Consider the following 24,277-nt stretch of genomic DNA (forward strand, 5'->3'; position numbering starts at 1 on the left):
ACAATCGCCCGTGCTAGAAACCGGAAAGTTTGAAAACGCCCCATGGAAACAAACGCACCCTTTGTCCCCCGCCATATTGGTCCAAATCGGCAAGCAACGACCGAGATCCTCGAATTCCTCGGTTACAGTTCCAGCGCGGAACTCGCCGATGCCGCGCTGCCGGACTCCATTAAGCAAAAGCAAGCCATCGGGCTGCCACCAGCGTTGAGCGAGGTGGACACCTTGGCAGCGTTGCGGGAGTTTGCTTCCAAAAATGTGGTGAAAAAGCAGCTGATCGGTAACGGGTACTACGACACGATTACGCCGGCTGTCATCCGCCGCAACGTGGTGGAAAACCCAGGCTGGTACACCGCTTACACCCCATACCAGCCGGAGATTTCCCAGGGCCGCCTCGAGGCCCTGCTGAATTTCCAGACCATGGTGCAGGACCTCACGGGCCTGACAGTTGCCGGTGCGTCGCTGTTGGATGAGGCCACCGCCGTGGCTGAGGCCGTGCAATTGATGGCCCGGGGGAATACCAAGGCCGCGAAGGCAGGCGGTGTGGTCCTGTTGGATTCCGCACTGCATCAGCAATCCATCACGGTGACCTTGGCGCGTGCCGAGGCCGCAGGGATTCCTGTGGAGGTCGTAGATCTTTCCGCTGATGACTTTGACTACGCTGCCTACGACAACCTAGTGGGTGTGGTGCTGTCTAACCCCGGTTCCACCGGTCGCGTTCGCGATCTGGCTGCGCCTATTTCTGCAATCAAGGAAGCCGGTGCGCTGGTAACGGTAGCGTGCGACCTGCTGGCACAGGTGCTGGTGACCGCACCGGGTGCGCTAGGCGCGGATATCGCCGTGGGCTCTGCACAGCGTTTCGGCGTGCCACTGTTCTTCGGCGGCCCACACGCTGGTTTCATCTCCTGCACTGAGGCACTGCAGCGCAAGCTACCGGGCCGCATTGTGGGTGTATCCGTCGATGCTGAGGGAACCCCTGCTTACCGCCTCGCACTGCAAACGCGCGAGCAGCACATCCGTCGTGACAAGGCCACCAGTAATATCTGTACCGCCCAGGCCCTGCTGGCTGTTATCGCTGGTTTTTACGCGGTGTGGCACGGTCCAGAGGGACTGCGCCGCATCGCCACCGAGGTGCACGGCCGCGCGGTTGCCTTGGCTGTGGCGTTGTCCGAGGCCGGCCTGTCGCTGGCTCACGATACCTTCTTCGACACGGTCACCGTCGATGTCTCTTCTACTCTTTCTTCATCCGACGCCGCGCTGACCGCCGCTGCCGAAGCCGGATTTAACGTGCGCCGCGTGAACGAGAAGTTCGTGGGTATTTCCGTGGGCGAATCCACCACAGACGAGGACATTGCGCAGCTGGTCGGCGTGCTTGCCGGGAAGTCCAGCGCCAAGGTCGATACCGCGGAATTCACCGTTCAGGCCGGTCCACTGGCCGAAGTTGGTGTGTTGCGTGAGGACGATATCCTCACCCATCCAATCTTCCGCTCCGTGACTTCCGAGACCCAGATGATGCGTTACCTGCGCAAGTTGGCCGATCGGGACCTGGCACTGGATCGCACCATGATCCCTCTGGGTTCGTGCACCATGAAGCTCAACGCAGCCGTGTCCATGGAGCCCATTACCTGGCCCGAGTTCGCCGGCATCCACCCACACGTTCCGGATGACCAGGCAGCGGGCTGGTTGGAGCTGATCGCGGATCTGGAAGAGCGCTTGGCCAAGATCACTGGTTACGCCAAGGTTTCCGTCCAGCCCAACGCAGGTTCTCAGGGGGAGTTCGCCGGCCTGCTGGCTATCCACCGCTATCACCTGTCCCGCGGCGATGAGCAGCGCGATATCGTGCTGATCCCGGCTTCCGCCCACGGCACCAACGCTGCATCCGCAGCATTGGCTGGCTTGAAGGTCGTGGCCGTCAAGAACGCCGAAGATGGTTCCATCGACGTTGCTGACCTGGAAGCCAAGCTGGAAAAGCACGGCCCACAGACGGCCGGCATCATGATCACCTACCCATCCACCCACGGTGTGTACGAGGAGCAGGTGCGCGAGGTCTGCCAGAAGGTGCACGAGGCCGGCGGCCAGGTGTACATCGACGGCGCAAACCTCAACGCATTGGTTGGCCTGGGTCAGCCAGGCGAGTTCGGCGGTGACGTTTCCCACCTGAACCTGCACAAAACGTTCACCATTCCTCACGGCGGTGGCGGTCCAGGTGTTGGCCCAGTATGTGTGGCCGAGCACCTCATCCCATTCCTGCCTTCTGATGCTAGCCAGGACCTGCCGGAGGGTGAGGATGATTACACCTCCGGACAGCCGGTCTCCGGTACCCGTTTTGGTTCCGCAGGCGTGCTGCCTATTACCTGGTCCTACATTGCGCTGATGGGCGACGATGGCCTGACTGAGGCTTCTCGTATGGCTCTGGTCACCGCGAACTACATCTCTCGCAAGCTGGCGGACTACTACCCAACGCTGTACACGGGTAAGAACGACCTGGTTGCACACGAGTGCATTCTGGATCTGCGCGACCTGACCAAGAAGTCTGGCATCACCGCCGAGGATGTCACCAAGCGCCTCATGGACTACGGTTTCCACTCTCCTACCTTGGCCTTCCCCGTGCCGGGAACCTTGATGGTGGAGCCCACCGAATCCGAAGATAAGGAAGAACTGGACCGCTTTATTGAAGCGATGATCAGCATCTACGGGGAGATCCAGGAAGTCATCGACGGTAAGGTCTCCGCGGAGGATTCAGTGCTGCGCCACGCGCCATTCACCGCGTACTCCGTCACCCGCGACGACTTTGATGAGGCCGTATCCGGCGGTAACTTCACCCGCGCCCAGGCGGCCTTCCCAGTATCTGGCTTGCAGATCACCAAGTACTTCCCACCAGTGCGCCGCATTGATAATGCGCACGGCGACCGCAACCTCGTGTGCTCTTGCCCACCGCTTGAGGCATTCGCCATCAACGAGGACTAGTACCCACGTCACGAAGAACCCCGAAAGGTTTGGTTACACACAGTTATGGCTGAGAAAGCACAGTTGAAAGAAACCGCACTGCACAAGGTGCACGAGAAGTTGGGCGCACGCTTTACAGATTTCGGCGGCTGGGATATGCCGCTGAAGTACAGCAGTGAGCTGGATGAGCACAAGGCCGTGCGCAATGGTGTGGGTGTATTTGACCTGTCCCATATGGGTGAAGTACGCGTAAAGGGTAAGGATGCCGGGGCATACCTGGACCACGCGTTCATCTCCAACATGTCCGCAGTGAAGGTGGGCAAAGCCAAGTATTCTATGATCTGCACCGAGTCCGGTGGCATTATTGACGACCTCATCACCTACCGCCTGGCCGACGAGGATTACCTGGTGGTGCCGAACGCGGGCAACGTGGCCAACGTGGTCTCCGCGATGATGGAGCGCGCCACCAACTTTGACGTTGAGGTTAACAATGAATCGGACGTGACCTCCATGGTGGCAGTCCAAGGCCCCAAGGCTGCTGCGATTATGCACTCCGTAGTGGAAAACGTGTCCAATGCCCCTGTAGCTTCCGGTGCGGGTGAATCCGTAGAGGAGGCCGTGGAAGGCCTGGGCTACTACGCCGCATTCCAGGGCATTGTGGCAGGCCAGCCAGTCATCATCGCCCGCACGGGTTACACCGGCGAGGACGGTTTTGAAATCATCGTGGGCAACGACGGAGCAGAGTCCGTATGGCTCACCGTTATGGAGCACGCTGCGAAGTTCGATGGTCTGCCCTGTGGCTTGGCCTGCCGTGACACCCTCCGCCTAGAGGCGGGCATGCCGCTGTACGGTAACGAGCTGTCCTTGAAGCTCACCCCAGTTGATGCTGGTCTTGGCGTGCTGGCTGCAATCAAGTCCAAGGAATCCTTCGTGGGTCGCGAAGCCATTGCGGCCGCTAAGGAAGAGGGCGTGAAACAAAAGCTCATCGGTCTGACTGGTGAGGGGCGACGTGCTGCACGTGGTGGCTACGAAGTATTTGCCGGTGAAGGTGAGACCGCGATCGGTCGCGTCACCTCCGGCGCGCTGTCGCCAACGCTGGGCCACCCTGTCGCGCTGGCTTACGTGTCCACCGAGGCCATCGAATCTGGCGATGCCGCTGTGGGCGCGACCGTGGAGGTCGATATCCGCGGCAAGCGTTTCAACTATACCGTCGTAGAGCTGCCGTTCTACAAGCGCGAAAAGTAATAGATGAAAGAGGGGCGATAGCGTTTTAGGGATCCTCTTGTAGCTATGGGGTGTTAGTTTCCGCGGCGTCGTAACGCCGTTGGGCATTTTCTATCGCACCCATGTTGTGCTCCGCCCACGAACGCAAGGTCAAAAGTGGATCTACCAAGGATTCTCCAAGGGGGGTGAGCTGGTAATCCACACGTGGAGGAATGGAAGCGGTAACCTCCCTCAGGGCCAGTCCATCTCGTTCGAGGTTGCGCAGGGTCTGTGTCAGCATTTTCTCACTGATCCCTGCAATTTCTTGCCTAATCTCGGAATAACGCAAGGTTTGACCACTCAGGGTAATGAGGACCAGTGTCAGCCATTTACTGCCGATCTTGTCTAGAAGCTTTCGACTTGGGCAGTCCTTCATGAACACGTTGTAGTCGGATTCTCGTGCTTTTCGACGTTGCGACGCTGTTTGGGTAGGCATTTTAGAAAACCTTCACAAAATCTTTTGGAGCCATTTTCCCACCTGTACAGGGAACTAACTAGTTGGTTCGTACCCTACTTCAAAGTCGGCACTTACCAAAATATAGTAGCTTCAATATAGTGGGCTTGTCTACCTCGAAAGGCTGTAAAGTGCGGACCTGCTTGCGAAGTCTGAGGTGGCGCTTATTGCTTCCCCATGCACACACCTGTGTGTTGCATTGACTTATTGAAGAAAGGGCCTGATCCATGAAGGCTATTGTTTCCATTCCCAACACTCCCGAACCGCAACTCGTCGACCGCGATACCCCGCGCGCCAACGACGGTGAAATTCTCGTTCGGGTAGCTGCGTCCACCGTGAACCCCGTGGATGCTATGTCTCCGTCTGCAGATGGTCGTGTGGCATTCGGTCTTGACGGTGAATTCGGCCTGGGCTGGGAGTTCTCGGGAGAAGTCGTAGAGTCCACGCGCCAAGCGTTCTCTATTGGCAGTAAGGTCATCGGTCTGACGCCGAATATAGGGATCCCCCTCAGCGCGCATGCTCAATACGTTAGTGTCAACGCAGACCAGCTGGCCCTTTTGCCAGATTCCTTGCCCTTTGAAGATGCGGCCACAATTCCGCTGAATGGGCTCACAGCCTTCCAATCCTTAGAGTTGCTCGGCGAGCCAGCGGGGCGTGACTTACTCATTACCGGTGCTGCTGGTGCAGTGGGGGGCTACGCAATGGAGCTCGCTAAGGATTCGGGGCGTTGGGGGCAAGTTTATGGACTCGCTCGAGAGGATGATCGTACATTTGTGGAAGAGCGTGGTGCACGCCTCGTTACCTCAGTGGAGAATTTGGTGGGCGGCGGATTCCGCGTAGGAGCCGTACTTGATGCGGCCACGATCCCCGATACGGTCCTACCTGCCATCGCTGATGGTGGGAATTATGTTGGGGTGTTGCCGGCATTCCCCGTAGAAGCACCCCGTGGTATTACTTCTCGTTCCGTTCTCGTTCACCCGGATCCAGCTACGTTGGAGCGACTTGCGAATCATGCCCACACTGGAACGCTTGTGCCCCGCGTGGAGCGAGTATATGATGCAGAAACTCAGTACGCGGAGGCGTGGAAACGGGTGACGACTCCGGGGGTCCGAGGTCGGCAGGTACTCGTGTGGAACTAATCTAAGACGGAAGGTTGGAAGGCTAGGGTGACATTGTCCCCCAACTGTGACTTAACTGTCGCATTGTTCGTGTAAGGTGCCCAGATGAGTCAAAGTTTTAATGACTAGGCGCTCGGCCGTTGCAGCTGGCCTTTGACCAGCGAATTCAACCAGGTGCCAACTTTGCGAAGCAAACTACGCTAAGGAGCCAACACACATGTCCGCACTGCCATCCGACTTCCTGTACTCCGAAGAGCACGAGTGGGTCAACACTTCCGCTGTCGTCGAGGGCGAGACCGTTCGCGTCGGCATTACCCACATCGCTGCTGAAGCTTTGGGTGAGATCGTCTTTGTTGAGCTGCCCGAGGTAGGCACTGAGGTCGAGGCCGGCGAGGCTTTCGGCGAGGTGGAGTCCACCAAGTCCGTTTCCGACATTTACGCTCCAGTTTCTGGCGAGGTCGTGGCGGTCAACGACTCCCTCGATGACAATGCCGGTTTGATCAACGAAGATCCATACGGTTCCGGCTGGTTGTACGAGGTCAAGGTCACCGAGTCCGGCGACCTCATGGATGCGGAAGCCTACGCAGCAGCTAACGAGTAATCCTCGTACATAGGCGAACACTTGCTTCCGCCCAGGGCCACGATCACTGCAGCCCTGGGCGACCTGACACGAGTTTAAGGTCGAACTCCACCTACGATGAATGGATCCGTACTCACCCTGCTCATCGGCTTGGTCCTGCTGGGGCTGGCCGCATGGTTGCTTTGGCGTGCCGGAACCCAAGATTCGGATGGTGCGGGTTCGGCCTCTTTTGATTCGACGCCCCTAGGTTCCCCCGATGATGATTCATCGCTGGAGCGGGCAGAGCGTGGCGTCGATAATGATAAAAACCCAGAAGGACCAGCACATCCGGGAGAGCCGGAACCGCGTGCGGAGGTTGAGGGGGAGGCGCCGGGAGCTGTTGTGGGGCGAGAAGCGAGTGCTCCAGCGGTGAAGGAAGCTGATCCGGGGGTGAACTCGTCAGCCAGCCCAGCGGCACACTCGTCAGCTGGTTCGGAGCCGGGCACAGTGGTAAAACCAGAGCCTACTGGCCCCGGTGGAGACGAGAAACCCCAGATCACAACCCCGGAATCTGCGGATAAGGGGGATGAACCCGCGGCACCGCAGATCGTCCGGCGTGAAGACGAAGAGGGTTTCCGCTTCATGCGCGGTCGCAAGCGACGGCGATTGTGGGCTCAGGACAACGGCTTTGGGCACGTTCGCGAGGATCGCCGGGCGGCCACGGAACTGCCCGAGGTTCTTGTGCAAGCCATTCAGCCGGAGCAGTTAGTTCTGCGAGATGTGGTGGCGGGGTTTTTCGAAGGTTACGAGCTCACGATCGGAGACCTCGGCGGGGCGACGATATTGCGGATGCGGCGGCCAGCGGAATCGCCCGTGACGGTGTATTACTCCGTGGCGGGAGCGGTACCCGCGGGAATGCGCCGGGCGGAGCTGCTGGATCAGCCACCGTTCTACGGTTTTACTACCGATATCCGCGCGCTTGATCGCATGCTGGATGAACGTGTGGAGGACGGCTTGGCGGCTTTGGCCCACGTCGTTACGGACGTGATCTGGCAGGACGACTGGATCGTTATTCAAATGTCCCGCAGGCTGGATATTAGCGTGTGGGAGCAGGTGCTTCCCGTTGTTCGCTCGCTGGCGGATGCGGCGATGGTGCTGCCTCCGCTGATCATGAGCACCCCACTGGCTATGGATGTGGCGGACCCGACCCGCGTGCTACCACGGGGAACAGTGACGACGGGACGGACGGGGTCTGCTATAACGGCTGACTCTGTGGAGCACGGCGCCCCCTTGCAATCCACCACGGCCACTCCACAGGCCGCAAAACGCTCCTCGGGTAAACCTCGCCCTGGGCATCTGCGCGCTGTAGCGGATAAGCACGTCTCGCGGTCGCAACAGCGGGTGCAGGAACAGGGCCGCGAGGTGGCCGGGGCCGCCAGGACAGAAGACGGCGGCGCCGTGGCATCTGAGCGTCCGCACATCGAACGTCCCGCGGGTCCGGTGGAATTCCCTTCGCGTTCGACCGCGCGGTCCGAGGGGGAGTGGGAGCACGGTGATTTCCCGCTGATCGATGAGACCGATGGCAGTATCCCGTCGTTGGGGGAGGACCCGGATCACATTGCGGGTTCGAAGTCTCAGCAGTCCCGCGTGATTCGCGTGGATCAGGAAACCGCGATCTTTGGTGAGGAGCTATCGCACGCCGCGCAAGCTCGCCGGCGCAAAGGGCGGCACCGGGCACCCGATGCGCGACACGCGCGGCCCGACCCGATCGAGCCGGTGGAAGCAGAGATTGAAACCGTCGACGGGGAAATCGTCGAGGATCAGAACTAAGGGGCTGGCGGGCAAGTAGTGGTGGCGCCACGGCACCCGATGTTTGCCACAAGGGGTCCATGCTTGCCACCACACCCGATGTGTTGCTACTGGGCTGGGTTTTTCACTTCACCGGAAGCCACGCGCTCGAGCTCCTCATCGATGACCTTTTTGAACACTCCCCACGGTTGCGCACCCGATACGAATTTAGTGCCCACCACGAAAGCCGGGGTGCCGTTGATGCCGATGGAAGCACCATATTTCTGAGCTTCGGTTACGGGCTTGTCGAATTCCTTGCCCGTGGCATCCTTGCGGAACTTGTCCATGTCGGGCACTCCAGCGGCTTCGGCAAACTTCACGTAATCGTCGATCTTGTACCCAGGGTGGCCCTGCCTACCCGCAGAGGCCTTGTACAGTTCGGACGTGAACTCCTGAAACTTTCCCTGCTTCGCCGCAGCGCGCCCAGCCTTCGCCCCCGCGACTGCGTCATCGCCGTTGATGGCAAAGTCGTTCCACTCGATCCGAACTAGGCCCTTATCAACGTAGTTTTCGATGATCTGATCGCGGGTTTCATTGTGGAAGGTTGCGCAGAACGGGCACTCCGTGTCGGCGAATTCCGAAATAACCACCGGGGCATCGATGGCGCCGATCGCGAATGGATCCTCGGCATTACGGCGGTGCACATTGAGGATGTCCTGGTTGCTCTCGATCTTCTTACCGGGTCCAACGATCGTGGCGTTGTAAGTGCCATCGGGCAGTGCTTTGGGCCCCTCCCCGCGGGTCCCGTTGCCGCCGGCTGGAGGGATCTTGGCTGCCAAGGCTTCTTGCTGCGCCTGATCGCGACCGTGCTGTGCGCCCAGAACGTATCCGCCCGTCCCCGCCAGGGCACCCACCACGAGAGCTGCGGCCAGGCACGCAGCGAGGGGGATGCCCTTCTTTTTGTTTACAGCCGGAGTGTGCGCTGGGGTCTGCGATGCTGGCTGATTCTGCGGTGCTGGTTGACCCTGCGCGGTTTGCTGACCCTGCGGTGCTGGCTGATTCTGCGGTGCTGGCTGATTCTGCGCGGTTGGCTGATCCTGCGGTGATGGCTGGTGTGGCTTTGCCTGGCCCAACTGCTGGCCCGGGAGGTGTTGTGGTACACCCTCCGGCTGCGGGGGTCGGTCATTTGGATGCGGTTTCTGGGCCACGGTCACTTCAGCTTTCGTCGTTTTGGATAAAGATTGTCAGGCTTGCATTGTCAGCTTTAGGTAGCTGGACAAAGGCTATCGTTTTCCCATGCCGAATCCCACCCCGACAACTCCACCCCATGGGGTTTAAAGTTTCAGCTTTGACGGCGGTAGTCTCAGAAGGAGGAAAAGTGCAAGCTGGCCATGTCGCGTTGTCCGCAGTAGCCCCCGTACTGTTGTGATCGCGAAGGGCCCAAACGTGGGGAGAAACAATGAGCGTCGACGAAAGCAAGAAGCAGCGATTGGCTGAGCTGGTAAAGGAACTGGCCGTGGTCCACGGCAAGGTGACGTTGTCCTCGGGCAAGGAAGCCGATTACTACGTGGATCTGCGCCGTGCCACGCTGCACCGCGAAGCCTCCAAACTCATCGGCCAGTTGCTGCGCGAGCTGACGGCGGATTGGGATTACGCTCACGTCGGGGGCCTGACGTTGGGTGCCGATCCGGTAGCAACCTCGATCATGCACGCAGGCGAGGGCGTGGATGCTTTCGTCGTGCGCAAGGAAGCCAAGAAGCACGGCATGCAGCGCCGCATCGAAGGGCCCAGCATCGAGGGCAAGCGGGTCCTGATTGTGGAGGACACCACCACCACGGGTAACTCCCCACTCACGGCAGTAGCTGCCGCGCGTGAAGCCGGCGCAACCGTCGTCGGCGTGGCCACTGTCGTGGACCGTGCCACTGGCGCCAAGGATGTAATTGAAGCCGAGGGTGTGGAGTACCGCTCCCTGCTGGGCCTCGAAGATCTGGGGTTGGCGGGTGCCTAAACCACACGAGGAGGGCGAGGCCACGCCTAGCCCAGAATCTGCATTTAACTCAGAATCCACGCCTGGCCCAGAATCCACATCCGGTCGGGGCCCCACCGAATGGTTCGATCACCCCGTGGGGGTCGGGCCGTGGGAAGAGCAATACCCAGGCGCGCCCCGGCCTGCGGAAGCACACTTCGACCCCCGACTGTTGGACGAAGGCGATCGCCGCAACGTCGTTGATGCGTACCGATACTGGCGCTTGGAAGCCATCGTGGCCGATATTGATTCTCGGCGCCACGCATTGCATATCGCCATCGAAAACTTCGAGAACGATTCCAACATCGGCACTGTCGTACGCACCGCGAATGCTTTCGCGGTGGACACGGTGCACATCGTGGGCCGGAAACGCTGGAATCGACGGGGTGCTATGGTGACCGACCGCTACCAGCACCTCGCGCATCATGCGGATGTCGCCAGTGTGTTGGAATTCGCGCGCGCCCACGACCTTACGGTGGTGGCGGTGGACAACACACCGGGCAGTGTACCCCTGGAAACCGCGGACCTGCCTCAACGTTGCTTATTGCTGTTTGGCCAGGAAGGTCCTGGTGTTACCCCAGAGGCGCAGCAGGCCGCATCACAAACGGTATCCATTGCCCAGTTTGGTTCCACTCGCTCTATTAATGCGGGTGTGGCTGCAGGCATTGCCATGCATGCGTGGATCCGGCAGCACGCGGATCTTTCTCAAGCGTGGTAAAGCCATTTTTGTGACCGCACTGCCCTGTACCTGCTGTGGCTTTCTGTTTGCTGTGGCTCTCTGACTGCTGTGCCCCTTTAACTGCTGTGGCTTTCTACCTGCTGTGCTTCTTTGACAGCTTTGCTCCTGTGACTGTGTTTCCCGCAGTCCTGATTTCCTGTGAAGGGTAGCGCTCTGGCAAATGGCAGATTCTCTAGAAATAAGCGATGTCTTCAGGCAGTATTGATGATTGTGCAAGAACGATGGGATCACCGCGCAGACCTAGCGGAACAAGCAATTGAGGAACGGCACTCCGCCCGCCTTTGGGGATTGCCGTTAACCAATTTGGGTCTCATCGCATGGCCGCCCACCAGCAGGGACAGGCTTTTTGTTCGTTGGCATTACTGGTGGCAGGCTCACTACATTGACAATTTGGTCGACGCCTCGCTGCGCCGCCCTACCAAAGCCCGCCAGGCTGACATTCGTCGCACGCTTCGGGCAATGCGTATTCGCAACCTACGTCGACTAAGCCGTAATAACTATTACGACGATAAAGCGTGGCTGGCACTTGCCATGGGTCGGGTTGGCCAACTGGATAAAATGGCCACCCCGCGGGGGTATGAGGACTTGGTGGAGAATATCTTCCAGGGAATTGATGGGCTTACGGGTGTGCTGCCGTGGCGTACCAGTGAAACCTTTTACAACGTCCCAACTAATGGACCCGCAGCAATTCTGGCCACGCGTGTGGGGCGGTTGGATATTGCCGAGCACATTCTGGATTGGATCTTTACCCATCTGATCAATGAGGACGGCCTGGTCATGGACGGATTGCGCATGCGCATGCATGGGCCGGAAGTAGAACCGGCGGTCTATAGCTACTGCCAGGGTGTGGTCCTGGGAGCGTGTGTGGAATTGGCCATTGCACAACGCGATGCTGCTGGGGTGGACCGGGACGCGGTATCGGAGGTTGGCATGACCTCCATTACCCGGGCTCGCGGATTGATCGAAGCCATTGCACGTACGCACATTAATGCTGACGGGGTTCTTGATTGGCCATCTTTCGGAGGCGATGGAGGCCTATTCAACGGCATCCTCATGCGCTACTTGGCACTAGCCGCGACGAGTTTGCCATCATCGCGGCGTCGAGGTGAAGAAGCCCAACGCACCGCCCGAGACATAGTGAAAAGGACCGCGGAATCCGCGTGGCGCTACCGCCTGGAAGTCGACGGCCTGCCGGTGTTTCCCGCGGAGTGGACTCGCGATGCCATGATGCCCCAATCCGGAGGGTTGGTTGGTGCAACCATCGCCGGCGCGGTAGCCAGTTCGGACATCGCAGAACGCGATCTATCGGTGCAATTGGGCGGGTGGATGTTAATGGAAGCGATGTGCCGCGTTGTTCGGGACGAATCCGACTACGAGAACTAACCCCGAAACCCACAAGGCGTGGAAACTATTTCAATTAACAGGCATACTTTGGGGTGGAACGTCCAAACAATCAGGAGGCTTCAATGCCAATTGCAACCCCCGCCGTCTATCGCGACATGCTCGACAAGGCCAAGGAGGGCGGATACGCTTTCCCCGCAATTAACTGCACGTCTTCCGAGACCATCAATGCAGCTCTGAAGGGTTTTGCTGACGCGGAGTCCGACGGCATTATCCAGTTTTCGATCGGCGGTGCGGAGTTCGGTTCCGGCCTGAACGTTAAGAACAAGGTCGCCGGTGCTACTGCGCTGGCCGCTTTCGCACACGAGGCCGCGAAGTACTATGGCGTGAACGTGGCCCTGCACACTGACCACTGCCAGAAGGAAGTTCTGGACGACTACGTTCGTCCGCTCATCGAGATTTCCCGCAAGCGCGTGGAGGCTGGCGAGGACCCATTGTTCCAGTCCCACATGTGGGATGGTTCTGCTGTGCCGATCGACGAGAACCTCGAGATCGCCCAGGAACTGCTGGAGAAGTCCAAGGCCGCCAACATTGTCTTGGAAATTGAGATCGGCGTTGTCGGAGGTGAAGAAGATGGCGTGCAGGCCAAGGCCGGCGCGAATCTGTACACCACCGAAGAGGACTTCGAAAAGACCGTGGATGCACTGGGAACCGGTGAAAACGGCCGCTACCTGTTAGCAGCCACCTTCGGCAACGTGCATGGTGTATACAAGCCGGGCAACGTGAAGCTGCGCCCAGAAATCTTGGATATGGGCCAGAAGGTCGCTACCAAGAAGCTGGGCTTGGCTGAAGGCTCCCAGCCGTTTGACTTCGTCTTCCATGGTGGCTCCGGCTCCGAGAAGGAGAAGATTGAAGAAGCCCTGCGCTACGGCGTGATTAAGATGAACGTGGATACGGATACCCAGTATGCGTTCACTCGCCCAGTGGCTTCCCACATGTTCAGCAACTACGACGGTGTGCTGAAGATCGACGGCGAGGTCGGTAACAAGAAGGCCTACGATCCTCGCTCCTACCTGAAGAAAGCTGAAGAGGCTATGTCTGTCCGTGTGGTGGAGGCCTGCAACGACCTGCACTCCGCTGGCAAGACTTTGGGTAAGTAAAATCCCTGCGGTTCTAGCCACGCGGGGGCACTTACCGTAGTGGCCCCGCACCGCGCCTGTGCCCATAACGATCAACCCGGAGGAAATCCCATGTCAGAACAGCTACGTCACGGTCGGGACCTGTTTGGTTCCGAAAAGCCAGAGACCCGCTTGCCGGAGGAATTCGCCAGCAACATCACCGCTGACGATGCCGGAGCGAATATCGACGCGCTAGAGAAGCTGGTTGCAGCGGACCTCAAGGATTCGGGGGCATGGGCGGCACTGGCTCTGCGTCTCGTGGAGATGGAAGAACCCGTGAAGGCATATGCCTGCGCTCGGACCGGATACCACCGCGGGCTGGATGCTCTGCGTGGCAATGGCTGGCGCGGCACCGGCCCTGTGCCGTGGGATCATGAGCCCAACCAGGGCGTATTGCGCGCCATAGGTGCGCTCGTGGTCACCGCTAAGCTGCTGGGTGAAGATGATGAAGTCATCCGCTGCCTGAATTTGCTCCATGACTGCGATCCAGCAGCGGTCCCTGCTATGGGTTTGGATCGGTGAGGTCGAACCCCAATAGCTACGCAAGGAACCTGTCCCTCATAGTTTTGGCGGGTTCCCTGTTTTGGCTGTCCAGCATTATCTGGCCGATTTCATGGACAGCTTCCAAACCGTATGTTGCTGAGCTTCAGGCCAGTGCGTGGGTCGCGGTAGTTATCGCCGTCGGCGCGATTGGCAGTTTGAAGTCCCTGCGTAGGGCATGTGTTTTCGCTATGATCGCCGTGCTGGCCGCAACCATTGTCCCGCGTATTCCGGCTTTCTCTATTTTCCAATCCTCACCCACGCTTCGGGTGATGGCGCTGAATACTTATTTTGGTGGGGCACAGGAAAAGGAGATCATCGCGGCGGTCGAAAAGGTTGGGCCGGATGTGTTGGTTCTCTCGGAAACTAATCCATTGGAAGCTTCCGCGGTAGCTCGAGCCACGGACATGCAAGTGATGACCGAAGTTCACCCGGGGGAGGGTGCTGACGGCACCACGATTCTGACCAAAACGGAGTGGGGGAACCGTAATGATGTCAAGGCCGAGCTAGTCAGAGGGATCACACGGTTCCAGATGCCCCACGTCACGGCCACTCCGCCGGCCGATTCGGATAATTCCTCGGATTCCTCTGCAGATGGGGATGCCTCCTCTAGTCGACGCCCAGTAGAAATCTACGGTGTTCATTCTTTGGCTCCCGCTGGGCGCGACCGCGGGCCATGGGTTCGCGAGCTGGAGAATATTGCGCGAATGGTTGGCAAAAACCCGGGCCACAACGGCCGGAACATTGTCATCGCTGGCGATTTCAACGCCACTCGTTCGCACCCTGCTTTCCGCCAGATTGACCTGGACGACTGTACGGGCCACATGGCGCACACGCCAACGTGGCCAACGAGCACACCAGTAATCCGCATCGATCATGTTTTGACGTCTGGGGACTGCACGGGCGGTGGAGTAGTTAAAGTCAAGGGAACTGATCATCGAGCCGTCTGGGCTGATCTTGCATTCAAGGAGGATTGACACCGATTGATGAGTGAGCAGTGGGTAGAGTCCGCGGATCCCCGCCGACCAGCTCGGGAGCGGTTGCGGCACCTGATTCGTCGCACCCCGGGAGCACAAGAGGCTGCCCGTTCGTTGCGTCAGATATCTCCCCAGCGGGCTCTCGAGCGAGTTCGGGAAACGTCCATCTTTGCCCTGCAATGCGCAATTGCTGCGGGAATTGCGCTGCTGGTTGCGGAGCAGGTATTCAATCACCAAGCCGCGTTCTTTGCGCCCATCGCGGCCATCATCAGTTTGGGCTTGTCCGAAGGCAAGCGTTTGCGCCGCGGTTTTGAATTGGTTTTGGGCGCCGCGGTGGGAATCGGCATTGGTGATGCGGTGATCTCGGTGACGGGCACCGGGTATTGGCAGGTTTCCCTTGCAGTCCTCGCTGCCATCTTGAGCGCTACTTTTATTGACCGTTCCGTCGTGGTTCCCATGCAGGCTGCCACTACCGCGGTTGTTGTGGCTACCATCATTCCACCCGGCACGTCCGGGGCGATGGACCGCATGGTGGATGCACTGATAGGCGGTGTCATTGGCTTATTGGTGCTGGCGATCGTTCCAAATTCTCCGCTTCGTACAGCCCGCCGGGAGATGTCGCGCCTGATTGCGAAAACATCCTTGGTTCTCGACGATGTGGCAGCGGGTATGGAGGCTCGTGATGGGGATGCCATTTACGAGGCTTTGGAAACTGCCCGCGGCACTCAAACCTTGGTCAACGCGATGCTGCAAAGTGTGGATGGTGGCTCAGAAATGGTCAGTGTTTCGCCGATGTATTGGTCGGCGCGGAGGCATTCACGGTCGATGAGGCGCGTGCTCGTCCCCGCGGATAACCTCATGCGTAACGCCCGCGTGCTTGCCCGCCGTGCGGAGATCATGATTGAAGACGAAGTGCAATCCACCGAGGAGCTCATTGACCTTATCCGGGGCCTTTCCGATGAGCTTGGCCGTTTGGCGGGGCTTTTCGCTACGGGTGGAACTAGGGGTACGCGTGAGGAAGCGATCAAAATCCCAAGTATTGTGCGTAGCTTGCAGCGCTTGGCGGCACGAACGGGGATGGAAGCTGCCGAAGGCACGGGGTTGTCCGGTTCTGTGGTGCTCGCTCAGGTGCGTTCGATGATTGTGGATGCCCTGCAGGTATGCGGATACTCCCGCAAGTCTGCGATGGCGGCGCTGGCCCCTACGGTGGAGCGCCCCTGGTTCGCCCCGGAGATTTGGGATGGGGATGACCAACCGTCTGGTGGCAACAATCGGGATCGTGATGACGGGGATGATTAGCGGAGGGACGATTCTGACAGTCGGTGAGGTTTACGCGCATCCTTGCTGTGCCCGGCCGGCCCCCGCCATGATCACGGCTGGGCAGCTGAATCATGCCCGTCGCACGAATTGCCCATCCCTTAGGTGCCGATAGAACGTGACGCGAGAAACTGGCCGCGGATGAACCACACCATCGCGGACCAGCTGGAAATCCACCCCGCCGGCCTGCATTGCCCGCCCGGTCAACACGGTTGGTTGTGCCTGCGGCGCCCGTGAGGCTCGCCACTTTTCCCTCCACCGGCGTAGTTTGCCTGTTTTTTCTTTATCGACGCCCCGCGCTGCCGGCCTCTGCACAGCCGCAATTCCCGGTGCGTCCGCGGTGGCGACCATTCGTACACCAGCCTTGAAGGGGGAATCATTGCCCTGTTCGTGGTGATAGAGCACATCCGAATCCACTACGACTTCACCGATCATTTCCTCGGTGGACTCATCGGCACCGCGTAATTCGGCTGCGCCCAAGGTAACCACGCTTTGGTCATCGCGGATTACACAGGTTGGCAGGGCTGGGGAGCGTAAGGCCCATAGGAGGGCTTGGGCGGGGGAGAGGTGGGCGTCGAGCCCCCAGGTAGTGGCAATGAGTGATTCCTGGCCTTGGGACTGGAGGGGGAGGAATGCGACCTCGACCCAGAGGGCATCAATGCGCATGAGCTTGGTGACGACGGCGGCGACGGCGGCATCGGAACCGCACACGATGATGCGGACGGGTTCGGTAGTGGTGTGCGGGTCGGGTGCGGGGGCGGCCTGATGGGCGACATCGGGTTGAGCCGCGATGTCGTCCAACGAAGGGGTGTGGCCCGTGGTGAAGGTAGCGGGAAGGTGGTCAAAGGCTCTCAGCTGTTGGCGGGTCGGGATCTGGTACATGTCCAGGGTTTGGGTGTGGTGCCCGGTGAAAGGGGCAGGCAATTCGGACGGGAGATGAAGATCCGGGTGGTTTTGGGCGAGATCCCCGCAGCGCAACAGATAAAGCATGGTGATGATGTTAGTTCCTCGGGGGAGCTGCACATTTGAAGGGAAGGTGGGGGAGGTTCTATTTTTGGCAGGTTGGAACCGATTTTGTTGAGGGGGTAGTTGGGGGTAGGTGTAAGCAGGTTTTCTACATAAAAGTTAAATCTTGGGATTATTTAAGGTTCTCTTCAGTGTATATTACGTTTGGGTAACAAAACGTCACTCCAAGACATGACATTCCTGAAGAGTAAGGACCTGCGAATGAAGAGCAACCGTCTGAATCGTGTGACCGTAGCTGGCATGGCTGCGGCCTCCATCCTTTTTGCGGCTACTGGTGTGGCTGTGAACAACCACGTGATTCCTGCGGCTACCGCTGAATCGACCAACAACACTCTGCCGCTGACCTGCGCCTACGATGCTGGTATCGGCGGAAAGGGAACCATCAAGACTTCCACGGCTGTAACTGTTGACATGCCAACCAGCGTTGCTGCTGGTGCAGACATTCCAGTCAAGCTTTCCATGGGTGACGTAGTCATTGAGTTGAGTGCTTTGAATTTGGCAAAGAGTGTGACTGCTGGCAACAGCACCCTCCGCTTGGCAGTATCTCCCAATGCAGAGTTGGTTAGTGGGCCAGACAATGTCTCCCTTTCGGGTGGCGTGCTCACTGTCAGTAACCACCTGACGGCGATGAAGACAGGTGCGAAAACAGGTGCAGTCCAGGCGGCCCCGTTGAGCTTCGTGCTGAAGTCCACCGATGGCAACACCGTCACCGTGGGTGCGCCCAAGAATGTGACCGACATGATCCTGAAGGCCAAGACTGGCTTAGTGGGAACAGTTGATGTGAACACCAAGTGCACGACCGCGGCTACTTCGCTCAACAAGACGACGATTGAAGCTGAGGAGCCATCTGAAACTGAGGCCCCAGCTCCTACCGAGACTGAGGCCCCGGCACCAACGGAGACGGAGAAGCCTACCGAGACGGCAACTCCTACCGAGACTGAGGCCCCGGCGCCCACTGAGACGGAGAAGCCAACCGAGACGGCAACTCCTACCGAGACTGAGGCCCCGGCACCAACGGAGACGGAGAAGCCTACCGAGACGGCAACTCCTACCGAGACTGAGGCCCCAGCTCCAACCGAAACCCCCAAGCCAACCGAGCCTTCCAGCTCCACGGATCTTAATAGCGACGAAAACGTGAACGGATCGGAGATCCTGGGCTCCGGCAAGGATGGATTCGTATCCTTCGTGAAGAAGATCTTCGGTGTGGATGAGTCCGAAGAGGCTAAGGAAGTTCAGAAGACCTTCTGGATGGCCTTTGGCATCAGTGGTGTCATCGCATTCCTGCTGTCGTTCGCGTTGAAGTTCTTCCGCTAAAACACGGCAGCGGCCTCTGATTCATCACGCCGCTGATTTCCCTTTGGTGCACACCGTCTCGCGCATGAGCGAGCGAACTGTGGGGGCAGCAGTACAGGTCTGCGCGTGGGCGTCGGGAATAAAAGTAGTAAAAGGGCGACCCCTAGCAGAAAGGGGGGAACGCCCCTTTCTGCTATTTGCCGTAGTAGAATGAGAGACCGTGTTTATCCCCACCAGGAAATGAAATGGCGGGGTGAATTGCATACAACAGTCGTAGAAAAGGACGTGTTCACCACATGGCAGCAATCATCGTCGTCGGCGCCCAGTGGGGTGACGAGGGTAAGGGTAAGGCTACCGACATCCTCGGAGGGCACGTCGATTACGTGGTGAAGCCCAATGGTGGCAACAATGCGGGCCACACAGTCGTGGTTGGTGGCGAGAAATACGAGCTGAAGCTGCTCCCTGCAGGCGTGCTATCGGAAAATGCCACCCCGATCATCGGCAACGGTTGCGTGGTGAACCTCGAGGCGCTGTTCGAGGAAATTGATGGGTTGGAGGCCCGCGGCGCCAATGCTTCCCGCCTGCGCGTGTCTGCCAATGCGCAGCTGGTTGCGCCGTACCACGTGGCTATCGATCGTGTGGCGGAGCGCTTCCTCGGCAAGCGTGCCATCGGCACCACCGGCCGTGGCATCGGCCCAACTTACGCAGACAAAGTCTCTCGCGTGGGTATCCGCGCCCAAGACTTGCTGGATGAGTCGATCCTGCGCCAGAAGATCGAGTCAGCACTGGAGCAGAAAAACCAGATCCTTGTCAAGATCTACAACCGCAAGGCCGTTGAGGTTGAAGAAGTCGTGCAATACTTCCTCTCCTATGCTGATCGCCTCGCGCCGATGCTCATCGATGCCACCACGGAGCTCAACCTGGCTCTGGACCAAGGCAAGCACGTGCTTATGGAAGGCGGCCAGGCCACCATGCTGGACGTTGACCATGGTACGTACCCATTCGTGACGTCATCCAACCCCACCACGGGTGGGGCATGTGTTGGTGCGGGCATTGGCCCAACTCGCATTACCGCGTCGCTGGGAATCATCAAGGCGTACACCACCCGCGTAGGTGCCGGGCCGTTCCCCACCGAGCTTTTCGATAAGTGGGGTGAGTTCCTGCAGACCACTGGTGGGGAGGTCGGAGTCAATACCGGCCGTAAGCGCCGTTGTGGCTGGTACGACAGCGTGATTGCCCGCTACGCCTCCCGCGTGAATGGTTTTACCGATTACTTCCTTACCAAGCTGGACGTGCTGACAGGCATTGGGGAGATCCCGATTTGTGTGGCCTATGACGTGGACGGTGTGCGCCACGATGAAATGCCGATGACGCAGACCGAATTCCACCACGCCACCCCGATTTATGAGACCATGCCTGCGTGGGAAGAGGACATCACCGGGTGCAAAACTTTCGACGAGCTTCCTGAAAAGGCGCAGGATTACGTGAAACGCCTCGAGGAGCTGTCGGGTTGCCGGATCTCCTACATTGGCGTGGGCCCAGGCCGAGATCAGACCATCGTTATCAACGACGTGCTGCAAAGTTAGGGGCGCGTTGGGTGCATCTAGGAGCGTTTGAGTGCGCTCGGCGCACACGGCGCGCTCGGTACGTTTGGTGTACCTAGTACTCCTGCGGTTTGCTCCCCAGTGTGCCGGGGCCTGTTCCTGGGGCGCCCATGGAAATTGTTCCCGTCCCGCCTTGCCTGAGATTTGGATCCTTCCGCATGACTGAACATTCCTGGATTAATGATCTGCCGCACACCATCAGTGGCCCCGGCGATTTATCGCTGCGACGTGTGACACCCGAGCGTGCCGTTGAACTGCAGCGTTATTACGATTCGGTCCTGACCCCCGCCGCTCGCGCTGAACTGTTTCGCTTTTTTACTCGGCCTGTTTTCCCCTTAAGCTCCTTTATTACCGACGCCACACGCGTGACCTACACGCTCTACAACGGTGACTCGCCGGTGGCTCAAACGTCCGTGTATAACGCGGACGAGAAAACGAAATCCGTTACGTTTGGATACACCTTTGTGCTGCCGCGCGAAAGGGGAGCCGGCCACAACACCACGATGAAGACCCTGCTGTTCCGCGAATTGGCCTCCCGTGGTGTGCGGGAGGTGTGGTTCCGTATGGATGAAGCCAACGAGCCATCCCGCCGCGGCGTGGAACGTGCTGGGGCACAGTTTTCTCATGTAGAGGACGCGCCCCGCGAGTACCCCGACGGCAGGGGGGGAACTTCCATATTCTTCCGTCGCCCGTTGCAGCAACCTGATTGGGTGTTTGCCGCCTCCAACGGATTCGCCGTGCGTGTGCAGAACCTCGACGAGTTAGAAAGTTTGACCCAAGTGGCTTTGAATTCGGGGATGGAGCAGGGCGTCGAATGGATTCAAATCCAGCATGCGCAGGAGCCAGAACTCTTTGTGGCCTTCGACCGTATGCCGGAGGGGTGGCGTGTCAGTACGGACGAGGGGCACGCGCAGGTGGTGTCGGACGTGCAGGACCAGGCGCTGGAAGCTAACCAAGCTGCGCGCTTGCTGGCGCGATTCCTCTAGCTGCCTCCCGTTGGTGCAAGGCGGCGCTGCGGTAGCCTAGGAAGCCATGAGAATCCCCCGCGTGGTTGCCGATGTCGATACCGGAATCGATGATGCTCTTGCCTTGATCTACCTCGCTCACCTGCATAAACAACGCGAAATTGATCTGACGGTTACTACCTCGGCGGGCAATTGCACGGCTCAAGATGCCGCCGCTAACTCCGTGGAAGTGCTGCGGTGCTGTGGGGTTTCTTTATCGACGCCCATCGTGCCCGGAGCTGCTTCTCCCCGGGAAGTAAAGCTCACCACTACACCGGAAACCCATGGGCCATACGGGCTGGGTTACTGGACCGCCCACCGTGCCGATCACACCCAGCACGGCACCGACCAGGACCAGCACGGCACCGACCAGGACCAGCGGAGTTCTGCGCAGCGTGGGCGCGTTGCCGATCACACCCAGCATTCCGCTGAGGCTCGTCAAAAGAATTGTGGGGAGCTCGTCGGTTCAGCGGAAGGTTTTCCCGGCTGGGACGGCACGGCTCAATTGGCCATTGCTCAGTGGAAGAAAGCGAACCCCGACTATTTGCTGGTTGCCGGTCCTGCGACCAACATTGCATACGCTATTGAGCACGCCCCTGAGGTGCTTGAAGATTGCACTGTTGTCTTCATGGCAGGCGCTTTCGATTACCCAGGTAACACCACCGCAACTGCAGAGTGGAATGCATGGGTTGATCCGCATGCACTGCGGTATGCCTTGGAAAACTGGCCAAACACTGCGAAGCCGCCGCTGATGTGCCCGTTGAACCAGACGGAGAGAGTTCTGCTGTACCCAGATATGTTGGCGCGGTGGCAACGCGCATTGGGGCAGGACGTGCAGGGGCGCAATACCTCGGAACAGCGTGCGCAAGGGCAACGTGCATTGGGGCAGGACGCACAAGAAGCAAGAGGGCTGGAAACCGATGCGCTAGCACAACGTATATCGGAATCGGACGTCGATGGACAACGTGTGTCCCAGCACCCCTCCGAACTGGCGCAATTAATGGGGGACGCGCTCCGGTTCTACTTTGAATTCCACGACTCCGTGGGGGTGGGTTACTGCGCACAGATTCACGATCTTGCGGCGGCGCAAGTGATGTTGGGCAAGGTGAACTACCGATCCAACATATTCGATGTGTTCGTTGAAACCGAAGGCGAACTGCGCGGAACCACAATGAAGCGTGACCGTAGGGACGACCAGGCCGTACGGGGGGTGGTGGAGGTTCTCGAAGCTCTTGAACCCGAAGCAGTATTCCGAGAATTTGAGCGCATTATATTGCCCTAAAACTCTTCGCTCGCTCTTATTTCATTCATAACCTAGGCTGTTAGTTTGGAAGGGTTGAATGTTCATTTCCCAGTAGTAGTGAGGGTGTTTAGAGTTTTGAGGTTGTCGGGGAAAAGATCAGTCTGGGCCATGGCAATGACCACCATAGTGATGGGGAGTTTGATTTCGGCACCGGTGGCGTCGGCCCAAAAAGAAAGCACTGCAACGTGGAAACCGTGCCCCAAAGCGGCGATAACGGCCCCCGATGCCCTGTGTACGACGTTCCAAGTTCCGCAGGACTACCGAAATCCCACGGGCAAGAAGATCACGCTGACCATGAGCAAGATTCCTGCGACCGGGCAATCCAAGGGCGTAATCGCTGGGAACCCTGGCGGACCGGGCGGGGATGCGCTGGGCATGTTTGCTGGAAACGCTAGCCCCGATCCCTTTGGGGAGGCGCGCGTGACACTGCCGAAAGACGTGCGGGAACACTACGATCAGATCGCGGTAGAACCACGCGGGTTGGCATTCGGTCAACCCCTTACCTGCGGTCTGGATGGGCCAGCGGGCTTGGCTGGGCCGGTGTTATCGCCTGGGAATACTCGTGACTTGTGCAATATGAACCACCCAGGGTTGGTGGACTCCATCACTACTGCGAACACTGCGCGCGACCTGAATGAGGCACGGAAGGTGCTGGGGCAGGACAAGCTGAATCTGTACGGCGTGTCCTATGGCGGATTGCTCATGGCGACGTACGCAACGATGTTCCCCGGTCAGACTGGTAAGACCCTGCTGGATTCGACCGTGAGCCAAAAGAATCAGTGGCTCTCATTGGAAAAAACGCGCGGGGCGCAGCGCAGGGATTCGCTCGAGGCGATGTTCCAGTGGATTGCTGATCGCGATGACACTTATCACTTGGGTAAGACCCCGATGCAGGTATACAAGCGGTGGTCCGATCGAATCAACAAACAAACCGGGGTTCCAGCCCAAATCACCCCGCCGGATATGGAACTGGGAGACTTGCCAGCTGGGCTTCGACCCCACGGCAAACAAGTGTTGCCCGTAGTGAACAAGAATTTGCCCGCAATGTGGCGCTTGTACTCCGGGTGGAAAACGCTGGAGAAGCTAAGCCCTGAGGCGACGGCGCGGGCACCCTTGTTTACCTACACCTTGTTCACTGGGTTGTACGACGAGTCGAAGTGGGATTCCGTGGCGATGTTCATTCGCGACGGCAAACTCAAAGACGATCCGAAGACCGATGGTGCGCAAAAGAAACTCGAAAAGGACCTCCAGAAGGATGAGAAGGCCCTTCGCGATGTGGCTTATCAGTCGTTGACGATGGGGACCGTGGAACTGGCGATCGTGTGCAACGAGAACCGCAACCGGATTGATTCGCGCTTGATCGCCCCCTACCTGGTGGATAAATTCACCGGTGGGGATGTGATGAAGAACTTGGCCACGCGGATGAGCAGTGGTCAGTTGTGCGCGGGATGGCCACTGCCCAAGCCATCGGTAACGTTGAGTTCTAAGCATTTGCAGACCAAGCCGCTGCTGCTGGGATACAACCACGACAGTGCGGTGACCCGGAAGGGTATGCGCGATATGCACGCAGTCATGGGTGGAGAGATGGTCGAGCTAAATGGTCACAAGCACGGTGTGCTTGTTCATGACACGGACAAGGTGGCGGATAAGGTGAGCGCTTATTTCGCTTAACTCAGCTGGTAATGGCATCATCTAGCTCGGCCGGTAATAGCTTCATCTAACTCAGCCGGTAATAGCTTCATCGCGCAGATGGGCTAGGCGGTCATGAATTGGCCCCCGAAAGTTGGACTGGTTTAATTCTAGG

General features: G+C 58.8%; 20 protein-coding genes. 17 read left to right on the forward strand and 3 right to left on the reverse strand.

Annotated features, from left to right (window positions below):
- The first annotated feature begins 42 nt into the window (after nucleotides 1-42).
- Nucleotides 43-2,964 carry an aminomethyl-transferring glycine dehydrogenase gene (gene gcvP / locus HMPREF3098_RS05740; RefSeq protein WP_070434347.1) on the forward strand — a complete coding sequence of 974 codons (2,922 nt, stop codon included), beginning with the start codon at nucleotides 43-45 and terminating at the stop codon, nucleotides 2,962-2,964.
- A gap of 45 nt (nucleotides 2,965-3,009) precedes the next feature.
- Nucleotides 3,010-4,188, forward strand: a complete 1,179-nt coding sequence (gene gcvT / locus HMPREF3098_RS05745) for a glycine cleavage system aminomethyltransferase GcvT (protein WP_070434348.1) — start codon at nucleotides 3,010-3,012, stop codon at nucleotides 4,186-4,188.
- Between the two features lie 43 nt (nucleotides 4,189-4,231).
- On the opposite strand, the gene HMPREF3098_RS05750 is transcribed toward gcvT, so the two are convergent.
- The gene (locus HMPREF3098_RS05750) at nucleotides 4,232-4,642 is read right to left on the reverse strand and encodes a winged helix-turn-helix transcriptional regulator (RefSeq protein ID WP_035116289.1); all 411 of its coding nucleotides are present in this window, start codon (nucleotides 4,640-4,642) and stop codon (nucleotides 4,232-4,234) included.
- A 245-nt stretch (nucleotides 4,643-4,887) separates the two neighbouring features.
- Between HMPREF3098_RS05750 and HMPREF3098_RS05755 the strand changes: the two genes are divergently transcribed.
- From HMPREF3098_RS05755 to HMPREF3098_RS05765, 3 genes are all read left to right on the forward strand, one after another.
- Nucleotides 4,888-5,799: an alcohol dehydrogenase catalytic domain-containing protein gene (locus HMPREF3098_RS05755; RefSeq protein ID WP_070434349.1), complete on the forward strand. Its 912-nt coding sequence runs from the start codon at nucleotides 4,888-4,890 to the stop codon at nucleotides 5,797-5,799.
- Nucleotides 5,800-5,995: 196 nt separating this feature from the next.
- Complete coding sequence (gcvH, locus tag HMPREF3098_RS05760) at nucleotides 5,996-6,379, forward strand: glycine cleavage system protein GcvH (protein ID WP_035116285.1); 384 nt, start codon at nucleotides 5,996-5,998, stop codon at nucleotides 6,377-6,379.
- A 96-nt stretch (nucleotides 6,380-6,475) separates the two neighbouring features.
- The gene (locus HMPREF3098_RS05765) at nucleotides 6,476-8,167 is read left to right on the forward strand and encodes a type III secretion system chaperone family protein (RefSeq protein ID WP_070434350.1); all 1,692 of its coding nucleotides are present in this window, start codon (nucleotides 6,476-6,478) and stop codon (nucleotides 8,165-8,167) included.
- An 86-nt stretch (nucleotides 8,168-8,253) separates the two neighbouring features.
- On the opposite strand, the gene HMPREF3098_RS05770 is transcribed toward HMPREF3098_RS05765, so the two are convergent.
- Nucleotides 8,254-9,057, reverse strand: a complete 804-nt coding sequence (locus HMPREF3098_RS05770; RefSeq protein WP_083284180.1) for a DsbA family protein — start codon at nucleotides 9,055-9,057, stop codon at nucleotides 8,254-8,256.
- 527 nt (nucleotides 9,058-9,584) lie between these two features.
- Here HMPREF3098_RS05770 and pyrE point away from each other — a divergent pair.
- The 7 genes from pyrE to HMPREF3098_RS05805 all read left to right on the forward strand — a co-directional run bounded on the left by pyrE (nucleotide 9,585) and on the right by HMPREF3098_RS05805 (nucleotide 16,225).
- On the forward strand, nucleotides 9,585-10,133 hold the full coding sequence (pyrE, locus tag HMPREF3098_RS05775) for an orotate phosphoribosyltransferase (RefSeq protein ID WP_035116280.1): 549 nt from the start codon (nucleotides 9,585-9,587) through the stop codon (nucleotides 10,131-10,133).
- Nucleotides 10,134-10,248: 115 nt separating this feature from the next.
- Nucleotides 10,249-10,869, forward strand: a complete 621-nt coding sequence (locus tag HMPREF3098_RS05780) for a TrmH family RNA methyltransferase (RefSeq protein ID WP_070434366.1) — start codon at nucleotides 10,249-10,251, stop codon at nucleotides 10,867-10,869.
- A gap of 225 nt (nucleotides 10,870-11,094) precedes the next feature.
- Nucleotides 11,095-12,273 (forward strand): glycoside hydrolase family 76 protein, encoded by a 1,179-nt coding sequence (locus HMPREF3098_RS05785; protein ID WP_052095233.1) that lies wholly within the window; start codon nucleotides 11,095-11,097, stop codon nucleotides 12,271-12,273.
- 83 nt (nucleotides 12,274-12,356) lie between these two features.
- The gene (gene fbaA, locus HMPREF3098_RS05790; protein ID WP_035116275.1) at nucleotides 12,357-13,391 is read left to right on the forward strand and encodes a class II fructose-bisphosphate aldolase; all 1,035 of its coding nucleotides are present in this window, start codon (nucleotides 12,357-12,359) and stop codon (nucleotides 13,389-13,391) included.
- 90 nt (nucleotides 13,392-13,481) lie between these two features.
- The gene (locus HMPREF3098_RS05795; RefSeq protein WP_070434351.1) at nucleotides 13,482-13,931 is read left to right on the forward strand and encodes a DUF3151 domain-containing protein; all 450 of its coding nucleotides are present in this window, start codon (nucleotides 13,482-13,484) and stop codon (nucleotides 13,929-13,931) included.
- Nucleotides 13,928-14,926 (forward strand): endonuclease/exonuclease/phosphatase family protein, encoded by a 999-nt coding sequence (locus tag HMPREF3098_RS05800; protein WP_070434352.1) that lies wholly within the window; start codon nucleotides 13,928-13,930, stop codon nucleotides 14,924-14,926. The genes HMPREF3098_RS05795 and HMPREF3098_RS05800 overlap by 4 nt, the downstream gene beginning before the upstream one ends.
- Before the next feature lie 9 nt (nucleotides 14,927-14,935).
- Nucleotides 14,936-16,225 carry an FUSC family protein gene (locus HMPREF3098_RS05805; RefSeq protein WP_070434353.1) on the forward strand — a complete coding sequence of 430 codons (1,290 nt, stop codon included), beginning with the start codon at nucleotides 14,936-14,938 and terminating at the stop codon, nucleotides 16,223-16,225.
- Nucleotides 16,226-16,315: 90 nt separating this feature from the next.
- On the opposite strand, the gene HMPREF3098_RS05810 is transcribed toward HMPREF3098_RS05805, so the two are convergent.
- The gene (locus HMPREF3098_RS05810; RefSeq protein ID WP_070434354.1) at nucleotides 16,316-17,233 is read right to left on the reverse strand and encodes a hypothetical protein; all 918 of its coding nucleotides are present in this window, start codon (nucleotides 17,231-17,233) and stop codon (nucleotides 16,316-16,318) included.
- 237 nt (nucleotides 17,234-17,470) lie between these two features.
- On the opposite strand from HMPREF3098_RS05810, the gene HMPREF3098_RS05815 reads away from it, so the two are divergent.
- The 5 genes from HMPREF3098_RS05815 to HMPREF3098_RS05835 all read left to right on the forward strand — a co-directional run bounded on the left by HMPREF3098_RS05815 (nucleotide 17,471) and on the right by HMPREF3098_RS05835 (nucleotide 24,144).
- Nucleotides 17,471-18,583 carry a hypothetical protein gene (locus HMPREF3098_RS05815; RefSeq protein WP_070434355.1) on the forward strand — a complete coding sequence of 371 codons (1,113 nt, stop codon included), beginning with the start codon at nucleotides 17,471-17,473 and terminating at the stop codon, nucleotides 18,581-18,583.
- 275 nt (nucleotides 18,584-18,858) lie between these two features.
- Nucleotides 18,859-20,148 (forward strand): adenylosuccinate synthase, encoded by a 1,290-nt coding sequence (locus tag HMPREF3098_RS05820; protein WP_070434356.1) that lies wholly within the window; start codon nucleotides 18,859-18,861, stop codon nucleotides 20,146-20,148.
- Nucleotides 20,149-20,324: 176 nt separating this feature from the next.
- Nucleotides 20,325-21,152 (forward strand): GNAT family N-acetyltransferase, encoded by an 828-nt coding sequence (locus HMPREF3098_RS05825; protein ID WP_052095229.1) that lies wholly within the window; start codon nucleotides 20,325-20,327, stop codon nucleotides 21,150-21,152.
- Nucleotides 21,153-21,198: 46 nt separating this feature from the next.
- A complete protein-coding gene (locus tag HMPREF3098_RS05830) occupies nucleotides 21,199-22,452 on the forward strand; it encodes a nucleoside hydrolase (RefSeq protein WP_070434357.1) in 1,254 nt (417 codons plus the stop codon).
- A gap of 129 nt (nucleotides 22,453-22,581) precedes the next feature.
- Nucleotides 22,582-24,144, forward strand: a complete 1,563-nt coding sequence (locus HMPREF3098_RS05835) for an alpha/beta fold hydrolase (RefSeq protein ID WP_070434358.1) — start codon at nucleotides 22,582-22,584, stop codon at nucleotides 24,142-24,144.
- Nucleotides 24,145-24,277 lie beyond the last annotated feature (133 nt).

It is taken from the genome of Corynebacterium sp. HMSC28B08 (assembly GCF_001806865.1).
In the GTDB taxonomy this organism is placed as follows: Bacteria; Actinomycetota; Actinomycetes; order Mycobacteriales; family Mycobacteriaceae; genus Corynebacterium; species Corynebacterium auriscanis.